This is a genomic window from Streptomyces sp. PL-25 (assembly GCF_058344915.1).
Genome location: NZ_CP136997.1, coordinates 6481624 through 6496819, shown reverse-complemented (window position 1 = coordinate 6496819; position 15196 = coordinate 6481624). Strand labels below are relative to the sequence as shown.

13 protein-coding genes are annotated in these 15196 nt (G+C 73.1%); 6 read left to right on the top strand and 7 right to left on the bottom strand.

What is annotated here, in order from left to right; translation table 11 throughout:
• The 3 genes from R4Z62_RS28880 to R4Z62_RS28870 form a co-directional block, all read right to left on the bottom strand.
• The gene (locus tag R4Z62_RS28880; protein ID WP_355480550.1) at window positions 1–1194 is read right to left on the bottom strand and encodes an ABC transporter substrate-binding protein; all 1194 of its coding nucleotides are present in this window, start codon (window positions 1192–1194) and stop codon (window positions 1–3) included.
• Window positions 1195–1236: 42 nt separating this feature from the next.
• Complete coding sequence (locus tag R4Z62_RS28875; RefSeq protein ID WP_491521327.1) at window positions 1237–2274, bottom strand: ABC transporter ATP-binding protein; 1038 nt, start codon at window positions 2272–2274, stop codon at window positions 1237–1239.
• A gap of 175 nt (window positions 2275–2449) precedes the next feature.
• Window positions 2450–3121 (bottom strand): MmyB family transcriptional regulator, encoded by a 672-nt coding sequence (locus R4Z62_RS28870; RefSeq protein WP_064536229.1) that lies wholly within the window; start codon window positions 3119–3121, stop codon window positions 2450–2452.
• 226 nt (window positions 3122–3347) lie between these two features.
• On the opposite strand from R4Z62_RS28870, the gene R4Z62_RS28865 reads away from it, so the two are divergent.
• Both R4Z62_RS28865 and R4Z62_RS28860 read left to right on the top strand, forming a co-directional pair.
• Complete coding sequence (locus R4Z62_RS28865) at window positions 3348–4004, top strand: helix-turn-helix domain-containing protein (RefSeq protein WP_064536227.1); 657 nt, start codon at window positions 3348–3350, stop codon at window positions 4002–4004.
• Window positions 4005–4235: 231 nt separating this feature from the next.
• Window positions 4236–4466: a hypothetical protein gene (locus R4Z62_RS28860; protein ID WP_491521326.1), complete on the top strand. Its 231-nt coding sequence runs from the start codon at window positions 4236–4238 to the stop codon at window positions 4464–4466.
• Window positions 4467–4527: 61 nt separating this feature from the next.
• Here the strand turns inward: R4Z62_RS28860 and R4Z62_RS28855 are convergent, their stop codons facing one another.
• From R4Z62_RS28855 to R4Z62_RS28845, 3 genes are all read right to left on the bottom strand, one after another.
• On the bottom strand, window positions 4528–5208 hold the full coding sequence (locus R4Z62_RS28855; protein ID WP_064536223.1) for a 4'-phosphopantetheinyl transferase family protein: 681 nt from the start codon (window positions 5206–5208) through the stop codon (window positions 4528–4530).
• Window positions 5198–6064, bottom strand: a complete 867-nt coding sequence (locus R4Z62_RS28850; protein ID WP_064536222.1) for a metallophosphoesterase family protein — start codon at window positions 6062–6064, stop codon at window positions 5198–5200. The genes R4Z62_RS28855 and R4Z62_RS28850 overlap by 11 nt, the downstream gene beginning before the upstream one ends.
• 444 nt (window positions 6065–6508) lie before the next feature.
• Window positions 6509–7846 (bottom strand): 6-phospho-beta-glucosidase, encoded by a 1338-nt coding sequence (locus R4Z62_RS28845; RefSeq protein ID WP_385489617.1) that lies wholly within the window; start codon window positions 7844–7846, stop codon window positions 6509–6511.
• Between the two features lie 254 nt (window positions 7847–8100).
• On the opposite strand from R4Z62_RS28845, the gene R4Z62_RS28840 reads away from it, so the two are divergent.
• The gene (locus R4Z62_RS28840) at window positions 8101–8943 is read left to right on the top strand and encodes a hypothetical protein (RefSeq protein WP_491521325.1); all 843 of its coding nucleotides are present in this window, start codon (window positions 8101–8103) and stop codon (window positions 8941–8943) included.
• Window positions 8944–9278: 335 nt separating this feature from the next.
• Window positions 9279–10712, top strand: a complete 1434-nt coding sequence (locus R4Z62_RS28835) for a glycoside hydrolase family 16 protein (protein ID WP_491521324.1) — start codon at window positions 9279–9281, stop codon at window positions 10710–10712.
• Between the two features lie 76 nt (window positions 10713–10788).
• Here the strand turns inward: R4Z62_RS28835 and R4Z62_RS28830 are convergent, their stop codons facing one another.
• The gene (locus tag R4Z62_RS28830; protein WP_491521323.1) at window positions 10789–11724 is read right to left on the bottom strand and encodes a helix-turn-helix domain-containing protein; all 936 of its coding nucleotides are present in this window, start codon (window positions 11722–11724) and stop codon (window positions 10789–10791) included.
• Between the two features lie 164 nt (window positions 11725–11888).
• Here R4Z62_RS28830 and tkt point away from each other — a divergent pair, with 164 nt between their 5' ends.
• Window positions 11889–13964 (top strand): transketolase, encoded by a 2076-nt coding sequence (gene tkt / locus R4Z62_RS28825; protein ID WP_491521322.1) that lies wholly within the window; start codon window positions 11889–11891, stop codon window positions 13962–13964.
• A gap of 19 nt (window positions 13965–13983) precedes the next feature.
• Window positions 13984–15153 carry a transaldolase gene (gene tal / locus R4Z62_RS28820; RefSeq protein WP_064536212.1) on the top strand — a complete coding sequence of 390 codons (1170 nt, stop codon included), beginning with the start codon at window positions 13984–13986 and terminating at the stop codon, window positions 15151–15153.
• Window positions 15154–15196: the final 43 nt, after the last annotated feature.

Sequence of the window (15196 nt, the reverse complement as noted above, 5' to 3'; positions counted from 1 at the left end):
TCAGCCCTTGATCTCGGTCCAGGCCCGCACCCACGCGGCGTAGGGCACGCACTTCACGTCGGTGCGGCCGTCCAGGCACTGTTCGATGGGCGTGTTCCAGAAGGCGATCCGCTTCCAGTACGCCGCGTCGGCCGCGTGGTAGGTGGCGCAGAAGTTCCGGTCGGCGGTGTGCGCGCAGGCCCCGGCGTTGGCGGGCGCCTCGCCGAAGTACTCGGCGACCTGGGCGTTGACCTTCGGCGAGACGATCCAGTCCAGCCACTTGTAGGCGCAGGTGGGGTGCTTCGCCCTGGCGGAGACCATCCAGGTGTCGGACCAGCCGGTCGAGCCCTCCTGGGGGACGAACGCCCTGACCTTCGCGCCTTCGGAGGCGGCGAGGTTGGCGATGACCTGCCAGGTGGTGCCGATCACGGAGTCGCCGCTCTTGAAGGCGGAGACCTCCTTGAGGTAGTCGCCCCAGTACTCGCCGATGTCCGCGTTCTGCTTCTTCAGCAGGGCCACGGCCGCGTCGAACTGCTTCTGGTCCAGCGCGTAGGGGTCCTCGATCCTCAGCTCGGGCCGGGACGCCTTGAGGTAGAGCGCCGCGTCGGCGATGTAGATCGGCGAGTCGTAGGCCGTGACATGCCCCTTGTACGGCGCCGCGCCGTCGAAGACGGCCGACCAGGAGGTGGGCGCGGGCTTCACCCTCCGCGTGTCGTACATGAGGAGGTTGGCGCCCCGGCCGTGCGGGATGCCGTAGGCGCGGCCCTTGACGGAGTTCCACGGCTGCATCCGCAGGTCGGGGTAGACACCGCGGTAGTTCGGTACGAGGTCGGTGTTGACGGGGGCCGCGTCGCCGGACGCGATGAGCCGCAGGGAGGCGTCCCCGGAGGCCGACACGGCGTCGTAGTCCCCGGTCTTCATCAGCTTGACCATCTCGTCGGAGTCGGCCGCCACCTTGGCGCGGACCCGGCAGCCGGTCTGCTTCTCGAAGCCGCTGACCCAGTCGGCCTTCGGGTCGTCCGAGCCGTCCTCTACGTAGCCCGCCCAGGCGATCAGGTTCACCTGCCCCTCCGCCCGGCCCAGGTGGGCGGGGGCCTTGAGGTCGGGTGGTCGGAGACCGCCGGACGAGGAGGAGCCGCCGGAGGAGCCGCAGGCGGTGGCGGCGAGCAGCAGTGCGGCGGCGGTCGCGCGGGTGAGGATGCGGGTGGGGCGCATGCGGTGACTCCCAGTGGGGTGGGACGGGGTTCAGCGGGTGTTTCAGCGGGTGTCGGGGACCGGGACCGCGTGCCGGCGGTGCCAGGTCAGGCCGACGCGGGTGCCGCGGTAGGCGGCGACGTCCGCGGCGGAGTTCTCCAGGTTCTGCTGGAGCGCGGTGAGCCGGCCGCCCGCGTCGAGGTCGACCAGGAAGCGGGTGGAGTCGCCGAGGTAGACGACCTCGGCGACGGTGCCGGTGGCCGTGACGTACCCGGGGCCGTCCGCCCCGGTGGCCTCGGCGCGGACACGGATCTTCTCCGGGCGGACGGTGTGGAGGCCGCCGGTGCCCAGGATCCGCCGGGCGGCCGCGTCCCGGAGCAGGTTGGAGGCGCCGACGAAGCCCGCGACGAAGGCGGTCGCGGGCCGTTCGTAGATCTCGGCGGGGGTGCCGGCCTGTTCCACGCGGCCCTCGCGGAGGACGGCGACCCGGTCGCTGAGGGCCAGTGCCTCGGTCTGGTCGTGGGTGACGAGGACGAAGGTGATGCCCACCTCGCGCTGGAGCGCCTTGAGTTCGCTCTGCATCCGCTCCCGCAGCTCCCGGTCGAGGGCGCCGAGCGGTTCGTCCAGGAGCAGCACCCGGGGGCGGCCCACCAGGGCGCGGGCGAGGGCGACGCGCTGGCGCTGGCCGCCGGAGAGCGCCCCCGGGCGCCGGGCGCCGTAGCCGTCCAGGCCGACCTGGGCCAGTGCCTCGCGCGCCTGGGCCAGGCGCCGCGCCTTGGGCACCTTGCGGATCCTGAGGGCGTAGGCGACGTTCTGTTCGACCGTCATGTGCGGGAAGAGGGCGTAGTCCTGGAAGACGGTGTGCACGTCCCGCTCGAACGGGGCGAGGGCCGTGACGTCCCGGCCGCCGAGGGCGACGGTTCCGGCGGTGGGGCGCTCGAAACCGGCGATCAGGCGCAGCACCGTGGTCTTGCCCGAGCCCGAGGGTCCGAGCAGGGAGAAGAACGCGCCGTCCGCGATCTCCAGGTCGACCCCGGCCACCGCGGTGGTCCGCCCGAACGCCTTGCGCAGGCCCCGCAACCGGATCGCGCTTCCCTGCATGCGGACCCCTTCCGGCCCTCATGGACAGTGCAACGTTGCACGCAAGATAGGGAGTCGTGGTGCAAAGCTCAAGACCGCCTCGGGGCGTACTCCTGCCCGACGGGTGAGATGGGGGCGGGAGCGGGGGCCGGGGCCGCCCGGCGCCGTCGGCGACCTGAACGCCGACGGTGCCGGGTCAGACCTCGGAGTCCGGTACCACGCTGAGGTGGCCGGACGGGCGGCGGACGCGACGGGCCCGGCGGGGCGCCGGGGCGGGCCGGCGTGCCTCGCGCAGGACCAGGGTCAGCCGGGAGTAGCCGAGGTCGCGCAGGGTCGCCGGGGTCTCCTCGACCACGCGGCAGTCGGTGGCACCCCAGCGGGGGTCGGGGTGCAGCAGCGGACGGACGGCGCCGTCCGAGCGGGTGGCCGAGGCGCCGACCGCGCGGATCCAGTGCGGCAGGCCGTGCCGGTAGGCGGCCTCCATGATCGGGTCCTGGGCGATGTCCCGGCGGATGGCCTGAAGTCCGTGGTCGGGGCCGGTGCTCTCCACGGCGGCCGCGAACTGCGCCAGCATCGGCAGGCACCACCGGGACTCGTGCTCGCCGAGGACCGCTCCGGCGTCCGGGTGGAAGAGCACGAAGCGCAGGAAGTTGTCGCCCGGCATGGCCGACGGGTGCTGCCCTATGCCCCGGAAGAGCGCGGTGTAGGCGTTGTTGGCCAGGATCACGTCCCAGCGGTGGTCGACGACGAAGGAGGGAAAGGAGACGGCCTCCAGCAGCACGGCGTAGTCCTGAAGATAGGCCTGCGCCTCGGGTCGGACGGGAACGGGCTGCGGCGCCGGCCGCTGCCCTCCTGCCTGAAATGCCATCGGGAGGTCACCCCTCTTGCCTCTGCGGCCTTCACGCGGCGCCTTGATCCTGCTGCTCAGCGGCATGCCATGTCAACTATCGTGGCATTTCATGCCGGTTGACGGCTGAAATTGGCCACAGTTGTGGCGAGACCTGGATGCGAGTTCGAACGAGGGGCTACTCTCCGGGAAGTTCACGGCGACCCCGCCCCGTGAGAAGCCTGTGAGAGACGTAGGAGATCTGTCGGTGACGGACGGCATCGAGGATCCGGGCACCACGGCGTCGGTCGTGCTGACGGCGGCGGTCACGCGTGTCACCGCGCTCGCCGGGCGGCTCGGCGTGCCCCAGGCGGAGGTTTTCGACACCGGCCGCCTCTCCGTGGCCTGCGGAGTGCCGGAGCCGGTGGTCAAGGCCCTGCTGAGCGGCCGGAGCGCGGGCGAGCCGGATGTGCAGGCGCGCTTCCTGCAACGGCTCGGCCTGCTGCGCCGCACCCGGCTGAAACCGAACGGCCGCCGCTACACGCAGCAGGAGATCGCGGACGGCGCGGGCATGTCGCGCCAGCAGGCGGGCGCCCTCATCAACGGCGACCGGCGCCCCACCATGGAGCACTGCGACGCCCTCCAGCGGTTCTTCCGCGTGCACGCCGGGTTCCTCACCGCCGAGGACCCGGAGGCGCTCGCGAGCGCGCTCCAGCGCACCGAGCAGGATCTGCTCCAGCGGCTCGCCGACCGCGAGCGGGAGGCCGCCGCTGCCGCCGGTGACCCGCTGGAACGCCTGCTCCAGAACCACGGCGTCCGCTCCATCGCCTGGCGGGCCGCCCAACTCCCCACCGACCAGCACCGCGACAAGGTCGCCGAATGGCTGGACATGCTCCTGGAGAGCGTCAAGCGCCCCGAGGAATGAGGGCCACCGCCGGGCGCCACCGGCCGCCACCGGCCCCGGGCCGCTCGCGGGGCGTGCGCCGGCCGGGCACCCGCTGGGCCGAGCGGGCGAAGCGGGACACCGCGCGGGGGCATTGTCAGTGGGGGGCGGCAAGCTGGAGGGGTGCCACCGCCACGCGGGGGGCACGGCGCGCCGTCCGGGCGACCGGACGCGTGCGCGACCGTGTGCTGCCGAAACCGGGGAGAGCGAGCCATGCCCACCGCCGTACCGACCGACCACGAGCGCACCGCAGTTCAGGCGTATCTGCGGCTGCTGCACACCGTGCGCGCCGCCTTCGACGCCCCGTCGGCCGTCCGACGGCCCGTCCCCGTCCCGCCGTCCGTGCTCGCCGAGGCGGAGGCGGCCCTGGCGGGCGCCGGACTCGCGGGCAACGAGGAGGAGTTCTTCCGGCTGCTGCGCGACTGGTCCGCGCCCGGGGGCTGACGGCCGCGCCGCGGCCCCGCGCGGACGGGGGGCGGCCGTGACGGTCAGGGGGGCCAGGGGGTCAGGGGTGGTGCACCGTCACCGCGGTGACCAGCAGCCCCGCCCCCGCGGCCCAGCGGCCGTCGAAGTGCGTGAGGTGACGGCCGTCCAGCACGGGCCCCGGGACGAGGAGCCGCGCCCGGAAGCCGCCGGTGTGCGGGGTGCCGGGGTCGGTGCCGATCTCGACGTCGGCCTCCGTGAAGTCCAGCCACTGACCGGTCAGCGGGTACCACGCCTTGTAGACGGACTCCTTCGCGCTGAACAGCAGCCGCTGCCAGTGCACGTCGGGCCGCCGCTCGGCCAGTTCGTCCAGCCGGCGGCGCTCGTCGGGCAGCGTGACGGCGGGCAGGACCTCCTCCGGGAGCGGTTCGTCGGGTTCCGCGTCGATGCCGACGGAGGCCACGTCGGCGGCCCGGCCCAGCGCGGCGGCGCAGTAGCCGTCGCAGTGGGTCATGCTGCCGACCAGCCCCGAGGGCCAGCGCGGGGCGCCCCCGGCGCCGGGCAGGACCGGCCGCGGCGGCACGCCGAGCTTCTCCATGGCGCGGCGCGCGCAGTCCCGCACACCGGCGAACTCCCGGCGGCGCTTGGCGACCGCCCGTACCATCACGGCCTGTTCCTCGGGGTACAGCGCGGCGTGGCCCGGCCCGTCCGTGCCGTACGCCTCCACCGCCACCACCGGGTCCGGCAGCAGTTCACCGAGCACCGGTTCCGTCCTCCATCGGCAGTACGCGGCGCAGCCGGCCCGGCGGTTCGGGGCGCTTGCGCCACTCGCGGGGGTATCCCACCGACACCTCCTCGAAGCGGACGCCCTCGTGCCAGGTGGTCCGCGGTATATGAAGGTGACCGTAGACCATGGCGGCCACCCGGAACCTGCGGTGCCAGTCCGCGGTGAGCCGCGTGCCGCACCACATGGCGAACTCGGGGTACCAGAGCACGTCCATGGGGTGCCGGTCGAGCGGGTAGTGGTTGACGAGCACGGTGGGCAGGTCCTCGGGCAGTTCCGCGAGCCTGCGTTCGGTCTCGCTCACCCGGGCCCGGCACCACGCCTCCCGGCTCGGGTAGGGGTCCGGGTGCAGCAGGTACTCGTCGTTGCAGACGATGCCGGTGCCGTGCGCGTAGGCCAGACCCTCCTCCTTGGTGGCGCAGCCCTCGGGCAGGAACGAGTAGTCGTAGAGCAGGAACAGCGGGGCCACGGCGACCGGGCCGCCGGGTCCGGACCAGACCGGGTAGGGGTCCTCGGGGGTCGTCACGCCCAGGTCCCGGCAGAGTTCGACCAGGTACTCGTAGCGGGCGACGCCGCGCAGGGTGACGGTGTCCCGGGGATGGGTCCACAGTTCGTGGTTGCCGGGGGTCCAGACGACCTTGCGGAACCGGCTCGCCAGCGTCTTCAGGGCCCAGCGGATGTCCGCGACGGTCTCGGCGACATCGCCCGCGACGATCAGCCAGTCGTCGTCCGAGCCGGGTACCGTCCGCTCGACCAGGGCCCGGTTCTCGCTGTAGCCGATGTGCAGGTCGCTGATGGCCAGCAGTCGCCCGCTGCCACCGACCGTCCCCGTCACCGCTCACCCCTCTGTCACCCGCCCGTGGGAACCACAACAACACACCCGGCCACCTGCGGACAAGGTCCGGCCCGGCAACCGGCCACCGCCGTGGCCGGATCCGGCGTACGCGCCGACCGGCCGGCGGCCGCGGTGCCCGCCGCCACGGGCCGCGCTCCCCCCTTTCGCGCCCTTCGCAGGCCCCTTCTCCCCCGCTTCTCCCCCGCCGGGGAATTTTTTCCGCGGCTTTTTTCGCCGCGGGGTGTATCAGGGCCCGTACCAGCGACTCTCAAGGGTGGGGGACGCGGGGAGCACGGGGGAACCGCGGGGGAATCACGGGGGATACGGGGGAAACAGGGGAAAAGGGGACGGGGGAACGGGGAGTCGGGGCGGTCGGTCGCCGTACGGGGGAGCGACCGACCGCCCCGGCGCGTGCGCCGCCCGCCACGGGACCCGCCGCCCCCGCTACCCGAGGTAGGAGAGGCCGGGATGGACCCGCATGTACTCCTCGACCAGCCTGCGGGCCACGGTCACGGAGTCCACCAGCGGGTGCAGGGCGAACGCCTTCACCGCGACCGCCCGGGAGCCCGACGCCGCCGCGGCCAGCACCTCGCGCTCGACCGCCTTGACCGAGCGGACGAGACCGGCCGCGTGCCCCGGCAGCGGGCCGGTGGAGACCGGGTGCGCGCCGTTGGCGTCGACCAGGCAGGGCACCTCGACGACGGCGTCGGAGTCCAGTTCCGGCAGGGTGCCGCGGTTGCGGACGTTGAGGATGAGGGTGGTGCGTTCGTCGCGGGCGACGGCCCGCATCAGGGCGAGCGCCACCTTCTCGTAGCCGCCGGAGAGGTCGTCCTCCTCGCGCTCGCCCGCCCCGGCCGCCTCGCGGTTCTCCGCCATGTACGTGGCCTCGCGCTCGGCGCGGGTGCGGTTCCAGGCGTCCAGCGCCGGGGCCTGCGGGTCGCCCAGCTCCTCGTAGAAGCGGGCCTGCTGGTCGCGCAGGAAGGCGCCGCGGGTCTGCCCGGCCCGCTGGTAGGCGTCGACGGCCTCGCGGTTGAAGTAGTAGTAGTGCAGATACTCGTTGGGGATCGCGCCCAGCGTGCGCAGCCACTCGGCGCCGAAGAGGCGGCCCTCCTCGAAGGAGCCCAGCAGCGCGGGATCGGCGAGCAGGCGCGGCAGTTCGTCCCGGCCGCCGACCCGCAGACCGCGCACCCAGCCGAGGTGGTTGAGGCCGACGTAGTCGATCCACGCCTCGCGCGGGTCGGCGCCGAGCACCCGGGCGATACGGCGGCCCAGGCCGACCGGTGAGTCGCAGATGCCGATGACGCGGTCGCCGAGGTGGCGGGACATGGCCTCGGTCACCAGCCCCGCCGGGTTGGTGAAGTTGATGACCCAGGCACCGGGTGCGAGCCGGGCCACCCGCCGGGCGATGTCGACGGCGACGGGGACGGTGCGCAGGCCGTAGGCGATGCCGCCCGCTCCGACGGTCTCCTGGCCCAGGACGTCCTGGGCGAGCGCCACCCGCTCGTCCGCCGCCCTGCCCTCCAGACCGCCCACCCGGATCGCCGAGAACACGAAGTCGGCGCCGCGCAGGGCCTCGTCCAGGTCGGTGACGGCCCGCACCGCCGGGGCGTTCGGCACCCCGGCGGCCTGCTCGGCCAGCACCCGGGTGATCGCCGAGAGCCGGCCCGCGTCGAGATCGTGCAGGACGACCTCCGTGACGCGGCCCGCGCCGCGGTCCGCGAGCAGCGCCCCGTACACGAGCGGCACCCGGAACCCGCCGCCGCCCAGAATCGTCAGCCTCACCCTCGCACCTCTCCGCCACGGCCCCGCGCCGGCCACCGGATCCGCGATCCGGCCGGCGCCCGCACATCCGGAACGAAACCCTACTCGGCGCCGCGCTCCGGGCCCGTGAGCCGCCCGCCGCCACGGGAAGCCGCCCGCCGTCCCCGCCCGCCGTCCCCGCACGCGGCCGACCGGGTGATCGGGAATCGACCGCCCCGGCAGGCGATACGTGATTCCATTCGAATCCCCACCCCCTAGTCCACGGCAGGGAACTGATGAGACGTCAACTCTTCGCCCTGGCCGCCCTGTCGGCGGCCGTCACGCTCGGTGCGGCGACCTCCTCGGCGGCGGCCGGGCCGGTCTGGCAGGAGACCGGCACCGCGCACGTCGACTCACTGAGCGGCAGCCAGGGCCTCGCCAGCCGCGCGGACGGTTCACTGGTGTACCGGGGGCTCGCCTCGGTCCCGCTGGACCTGCGCGTCAAGGGCTGGAACCACGTCGGCGACCCGGATGTGGCCCAGGGCCATGTCTTCGACGCCTACCAGGGCGCGGACTCGGCGACCTCCAAGATGTTCGCGGTCACCACCCCGGGCGGCCGGCGCTATGAGTACGTCCATCCGCTGGACGCGGGCGAGAAGGTGAACAACTCCTTCGCCGCCGTCTCCCCCGACGCCCAGTGGCTGGTGTCCGGGGAGTGGGGCGACCAGAACCGGCTCCAGGTCTTCCCCGCCCCGCTGCTCAACCCGTCCACCCCGCGCACCGGCGGTACGCTGCCGCAGGCCCCGCAGATCACCCTCGACAAGCCGGTCCGCGACATCCAGGGCTGCGACTTCGTCAATGACACCCGGCTGCTGTGCGCCTCGGACGACGGCTCCAAGGAGCTGTTCCCCGAGGATAGGCCGCTGCTCCAGGTGGACCTGGACCACAAGCTGGACGGCGGCGCCGTGACCGGGCACGTCACCAGCCTGTTAGCGCTGCCCCAGCGCAGCGTGTGCAGCGGGGGGTTCGAGGCGGAGGGCGTGGACTACGAGACGTCCACCGGCACCCTGCGCGCCGAGGTCGTCCCGCCGAGCGTCTGCAAGGTCGCCACGACCGTGTACAGCTTCCGCCTGGGATAGCGGCGGACAGGAGCGGTCACCGGACGGCGGCGGGCCCGGCCCGCCGCCGTCCGCGTTCCGCGGCCGGGTCCCCCGCACCACCCTCTCCCCCGCGCCCTTCCCCCTTCGCCCTCTTCACCCCCGCCGCCCCCTCCACCCCTTCACCCCTTCACCCCTTCACCCCTTCACCCCTTCACCCCCTGAACTCCCCCGCTCCCACCGGACTTTCCCTGCTTCAACTCTTGACGGCCGGGGCGGTGGGGAGCACATTGGCGGGCGCACCTCCTGAGAGCGCTCTCAGAACGTTCCCCCCGCTCCCCACCCACTCGCTCCCCACCCCCACCCGGGAGGCCCCCGTGAGTGAACCCTCAGGCATACCCGCCCATCCGCCCGTCGCGCGCAGCGCACCCCGCCGGCGGCGCTCCGCGCGCCGCGCGCTCGTCGCCGTGCTCGGCACCCTCGGCCTCGCGGCGGCCCTGGCCACCGCCGCGACGCTTCCGGCCGACGCCTCGGCCCCCGCCCCGCCCGCGGGCTGGACCCAGGTCTTCCTGGACGACTTCGACGGGGCCGCGGGCTCCGGTGTCGACACCTCGGCCTGGCAGTACGACACGGGCACCTCGTACCCGGGCGGCGCGGCCGGCTGGGGCACCGGCGAGGTGGAGACGATGACCTCGTCCACCGCCAACGTCGCCCTGGACGGCAAGGGCGATCTGCTGATCACCCCGCGCCGGGACGCCTCCGGGCACTGGACCTCGGGCCGGATCGAGACCACCCGCACGGACTTCGAGCCGCCGGCCGGCGGCAGACTGCGCGTCCAGGCCCGCATCCAGCTGCCGGACGTCACCGGCGCCGCCGCCAAGGGCTACTGGCCCGCCTTCTGGGCGCTCGGCTCGCCCTTCCGCGGCAACTACTGGAACTGGCCCGGCGTCGGCGAGCTGGACATCATGGAGAACGTCCAGGGCCTCAACACCGACTGGGCGACGATGCACTGCGGCACCAGTCCGGGCGGCCCCTGCAACGAGACCACGGGCATCGGCGGTTCGACCCCCTGCCCCGGCGCCACCTGCCAGGCCGGCTTCCACACGTACGCCATGGAGTGGGACCGCTCCGCCGGTCCCGAGCAGATCCGTTTCTCGGTGGACGGCACCGTCTTCCACACCGTGCGGGCGGACCAGGTCGACGCGACCACCTGGGCGAACGCCACCCGGCACGGCTACTTCGTGATCCTGGACGTGGCCATGGGCGGCGGCTTCCCGGGCGCCTTCGGCGGCGGCCCGGACGGCGGCACCGAGCCCGGCCACCCCATGACGGTGGACTATGTGCAGGTGCTGACCTCGGGTGGCGGTGGCGGCGGCACCACGCCCCCGCCCACCGGCCACCGCGACGCCTACAGCCCCGTACAGGCCGAGTCGTACGACAGCCAGAGCGGCGTGAGCACGGAGGCGGCCACCGACAGCGGCGGCGGCCAGGACATCGGGTCGCTCGCGAACGGGGACTGGGCGCTCTACCAGGGCGTCGACTTCGGCTCCGCGGGCGCGCGGCAGTTCTACGCCCGGGTCGCGAGCGGCGCGGCGAACGGGGTGAGCGGGCTGGTCGAAGTGCGCCTGGACAGCCGGGGCAACGCGCCGGTGGGGAGCTTGGCGGTGGGCAGCACCGGCGGCTGGCAGTCCTGGCGCACGGTACCGGCGAACATCGGCGCGGTGACCGGCACCCACGACGTCTATCTCACCTTCACCAGCGGCCAGCCGGCCGACTTCGTGAACGTCAACTGGTTCGACTTCGGCCACTGAGCGCCGTGCCGGACCGGCACGCGCGGCCGGACCGGCACGCGCAGGGGCCCCGCGACCGTGCGGGGCCCCTGTCCGTTCAGCGCAGTTCCGCCCGGAAGGCCACCGGGGTCTGCCCGGTGTGCAGATGGAAGAACTTCGAGAAGTTGGCCGCGTCCGGGAAGCCCACCGCCACGCCGACGCGTCCGATGGGGAGTTCGGTGTGGGCGAGCAGGCGTTTGGCCTCCAGGACGACGCGCCGGTCGATGAACCCCTTGGGTGTCTGGCCGGTGGCGGCGCGGACCGCGCGCACCAGGGTGCGGCGTGAGTAACCGAGGGCGTCGGCGTAGGCGCTGACGCTGTGGTTGGTGGTGAAGCCCTGTTCGACCGCGTCGCGGAACAGGGTGAAGGTGGTGTCGGCCTGTTGCCGGTCGGCCTCCGCCGAACTGGCCGCGAGATGGGCGAGGCGGAGCAGGAACGCGGTCAGCGAGTGCCGCAGCACCGCCGTGTGCAGGCTCAACGGCAGGGTATCCGTGTCCTCGTACTCGCGGCGGAGTTGGGCGAGCGCGGCCTCCAGCGCGACGCGCCGGGCCGTGTCGGGGTGCAGCAGCGGCGGCAGGTCGTAGCGGTACAGGCCGGTGGCCTCGACGGTGGCGCGGGGCAGGAAGCCGGGCTGCATGGTCAGCACCGTTCCGCGGTACTCGTGCGCGCGGGAGAAGCGGTGGACCTGTCCGGGGCGGATCCACAGCACGTCGCCGGCGGCCGCCTCGTACTCGGTGAAGTCGACCATGTGCCGGACGGGGCCCGCGGCGAAGAGCATGACCACATGGAAGTCGATGCGGTGGACGCGATGGAGAGGAGCCTCGGCGTGCCAGGTCCGGCCGGTGCCCAAGGGACCTATCTGGAGTCCGACGCCGCCGAGGCTCAGGTCGACCGGGAAGGGGAAGGTCCTGATCGCGTGGCCGCCGCCGCTCCCCTCACCGTCCTCGTCGCCGCCGTCGCCGCCGTCGCCAATCTGGGTTATTTCGTCCGCCATGTCCTTCTCGTACCGGCTCGGCCGCCCGCCGACGGGCCGCGTGATCCAACTGTGTCCCACTTTCACCACAGGCTGACACACGGAGACCTTCCGGCAAAAAAGTCTGACTTTTAAGTTCGAACACGTCCGGCAGCAATCCAGCTTCTTCCGAGGACTTCTTGAAGATGAGCGAGCAGACGACCGTCCCCTTCGAGTGGACCGACCTCGACCGGCGCGCCGTGGACACCGCGCGCCTGCTGGCGGCCGACGCCGTGCAGAAGGTCGGCAACGGCCACCCCGGCACCGCGATGGCCCTGGCCCCGGCCGCGTACACGATCTTCCAGAAGCTGATGCGGCACGACCCGGCCGATCCCGAGTGGACCGGCCGCGACCGCTTCGTCCTCTCCCCCGGCCACACCTCGCTGACCCTCTACACCCAGCTGTACCTGGCCGGCTACGAGCTGGAGCTGGACGATCTGAAGGCGTTCCGCACCTACGGCTCCAAGACCCCGGGTCACCCCGAGTACGGCCACACCGCCGGGGTGGAGACCACCACGGGCCCGCTCGGGCAGGGCGCCGCGATGGCGGTCGGCATGGCGATGGCCGCCCGCTACGAGCGCGGCCTGTTCGACCCGGACGCCCCCGAGGGCACCTCGCCCTTCGACCACACCATCTGGGCGATCGTCTCCGACGGCGACCTGGAGGAGGGTGTCTCCGCCGAGGCGTCCTCGCTGGCCGGCCACCAGAGGCTCGGCAACCTGGTCTTCCTCTACGACGACAACCACATCTCCATCGAGGGCGACACCGCCACCGCCTTCTCCGAGGACGTGCTGGCGCGCTACGAGGCGTACGGCTGGCACACCCAGCGCGTCGAGCCCGCCGCGAACGGCGACGTCGACGTGCACGCCCTGCACGCGGCGCTCTCGGCGGCCCGCGCCGAGACCTCCCGCCCCTCGATCGTCGCGATGCGCACGGTCATCGCCTGGCCCGCCCCGCACGCGCAGAACACCGAGGCCGCGCACGGCTCGGCGCTGGGCGAGGAGGAGATCGCCGCGACCAAGCGCGTCCTCGGCTTCGACCCGGAGCGGACCTTCCAGGTGGACGAGGATGTCCTCGCGCACACCCGGCGGGCCCTGGACCGGGGCGCCGAGGCGCACGCCGCCTGGGAGAAGCAGCTCACCGAGTGGCGCGGCGTGCGGCCGGAGCGGGCCGTGCTGCTCGACCGGATCGTGGCCGGGAAGCTGCCCGAGGGCTGGCAGGACGCGCTGCCGGTCTTCGAGGAGGGGAGGTCCGTCGCCACCCGGGCGGCCTCCGGCAAGGTGCTCCAGGCGCTCGGCGAGGTGCTGCCCGAGCTGTGGGGCGGCTCCGCCGACCTGGCCGGCTCCAACAACACCACCATCGACAAGACCTCGTCCTTCCTCCCCGCGGGCAACCCGCTCCCGGAGGCGGACCCCTACGGCCGCACCATCCACTTCGGCATCCGCGAGTTCTCCATGGCCGCGGAGCTGAACGGCATCGCCCTGCACGGCAACACGCGCGTGTACGGCGGCACCTTCCTGGTCTTCTCCGACTACATGCGCAACGCCGTGCGCCTGTCCGCCCTGATGCAGCTCCCGGTGACCTACGTCTGGACCCACGACTCCATCGGCCTCGGCGAGGACGGCCCCACCCACCAGCCCGTCGAACACCTCGCCTCGCTGCGCGCCATCCCCGGCCTGAACATCGTCCGCCCGGCCGACGCCAACGAGACCGCCCTCGCCTGGGCCGAGATCCTGAAGCGGCACGCCACCCACCCGGCGCCGCACGGCCTCGCGCTCACCCGCCAGGGCGTGCCGACGTACGTGCCGGACCCGGACACCGCCAAGGGCGGCTACATCCGCGTGGAGGCGTCCACCGGCACCCCGGACGTGATCCTCATCGGCACCGGCTCCGAGCTCCAGCTCGCCGTGGCCGCCCGGGAGGCGCTGGAGGCCGAGGGGATCGCCACCCGGGTGGTGTCGATGCCGTCCGTGGAGTGGTTCGAGGAGCAGCCCCTCGCCTACCGCGAGCGCGTCCTGCCGCCGTCGGTGCGGGCCCGGGTCGCCGTCGAGGCGGGCATCAATCTGACGTGGTACCGCTTCACAGGTGACGCAGGACGGATCGTCTCCCTCGATCACTTCGGTGCCTCCGCCGCTGCCGGGACCCTGTTCGCCGAGTACGGCTTCACCCCCGAGAACGTCGCCGCCGCGGCCCGCGCCTCGCTGGCCGCCGCGCGCGCATGATCCGAACGCAACAAGGAAGATGATCACTGTGACCGAACAAACCGCGGCCTCGGAAGCGCTGGGGCGCCTGTCCGACCAGGGCGTGTCGATCTGGCTGGACGATCTGTCGCGCCGCCGGATCACCTCGGGCAACCTGGCCGAGCTGGTGGCCGGGCGGCATGTCGTGGGCGTCACCACGAACCCGTCGATCTTCCAGGCCGCCATCGGTTCCGGCGCGGGCTACGAGGAGCAGCTCGCCGACCTGGCGGTGCGCGGCGTCACGGTCGACGAGGCCGTACGCATGATGACCACCGCCGACGTACGGGACGCGGCCGACGTGCTGCGCGGGGTGTACGACACGACCGGCGGGCGGGACGGGCGGGTCTCCATTGAGGTGGACCCGCGCCTCGCCCACGACACGACGGCGACCGTCGCCGAGGCCCGGCAGCTGGCCTGGCTGGTGGACCGGCCCAACGTCATGATCAAGATCCCCGCCACCCGTGCGGGCCTGCCGGCCATCACGGAGGTCGTCGGAGCGGGTATCAGTGTCAATGTGACGCTGATCTTCTCCCTGGAACGCTACCGCGAGGTGATGGACGCCTACCTCGCCGGTCTGGAGAAGGCGCACGCCGCCGGGCACGACCTGGCGTCGATCCACTCCGTGGCCTCCTTCTTCGTCTCCCGCGTCGACTCCGAGATCGACAAGCGGCTGACGGCGCTGGGCACCGGCGAGGCCCTGGCGCTCAAGGGCCGGGCGGCCCTGGCGAACGCCCGGCTGGCCTACGCGGAGTACGAGCAGGTGTTCGGTTCAGCGGACGGTACGACCCGGCCGGGCGAGCGGTTCGCCGCGCTGGTGGGCGCGGGCGCGCACGCCCAGCGTCCCCTGTGGGCGTCGACCGGGGTGAAGGATCCGGCGTACAAGGACACCCTGTACGTGGACGAGCTGGTCGCGCCCGGCACGGTGAACACCATGCCGGAGGGCACGCTGAACGCCACCGCCGACCACGGCGGGATCACCGGTGACACGGTGACCGGCGGCTACGAGCGGGCCCGCGCGGACCTGGCGGCCGTCGGGCGGCTGGGCATCTCCTACGACGAGGTCGTCCAGCAGTTGGAGGACGAGGGCGTCGCCAAGTTCGAGACGGCCTGGCAGGACCTGCTGGACGCGGTCACGAAGTCCTTGAACAGCAAGGGAGTTGACGCGGAATGAGCAAGAAGCCCGCCGAGCCGGCGGCTGAGGAGGCCGGGTCGGC

What these genes read in the sequence shown, in the direction of transcription:
- R4Z62_RS28880 (WP_355480550.1), bottom strand. Translation starts at nt 1,194, where the DNA reads ATGCGCCCCACCCGCATCCTCACCCGCGCGACCGCCGCCGCACTGCTG.
- R4Z62_RS28875 (WP_491521327.1), bottom strand. Translation starts at nt 2,274, where the DNA reads ATGCAGGGAAGCGCGATCCGGTTGCGGGGCCTGCGCAAGGCGTTCGGG.
- R4Z62_RS28870 (WP_064536229.1), bottom strand. Translation starts at nt 3,121, where the DNA reads ATGGCATTTCAGGCAGGAGGGCAGCGGCCGGCGCCGCAGCCCGTTCCC.
- R4Z62_RS28860 (WP_491521326.1), top strand. Translation starts at nt 4,236, where the DNA reads ATGCCCACCGCCGTACCGACCGACCACGAGCGCACCGCAGTTCAGGCG.
- R4Z62_RS28840 (WP_491521325.1), top strand. Translation starts at nt 8,101, where the DNA reads ATGAGACGTCAACTCTTCGCCCTGGCCGCCCTGTCGGCGGCCGTCACG.
- R4Z62_RS28830 (WP_491521323.1), bottom strand. Translation starts at nt 11,724, where the DNA reads ATGGCGGACGAAATAACCCAGATTGGCGACGGCGGCGACGGCGGCGAC.
- tkt (WP_491521322.1), top strand. Translation starts at nt 11,889, where the DNA reads ATGAGCGAGCAGACGACCGTCCCCTTCGAGTGGACCGACCTCGACCGG.
- tal (WP_064536212.1), top strand. Translation starts at nt 13,984, where the DNA reads ATGATCACTGTGACCGAACAAACCGCGGCCTCGGAAGCGCTGGGGCGC.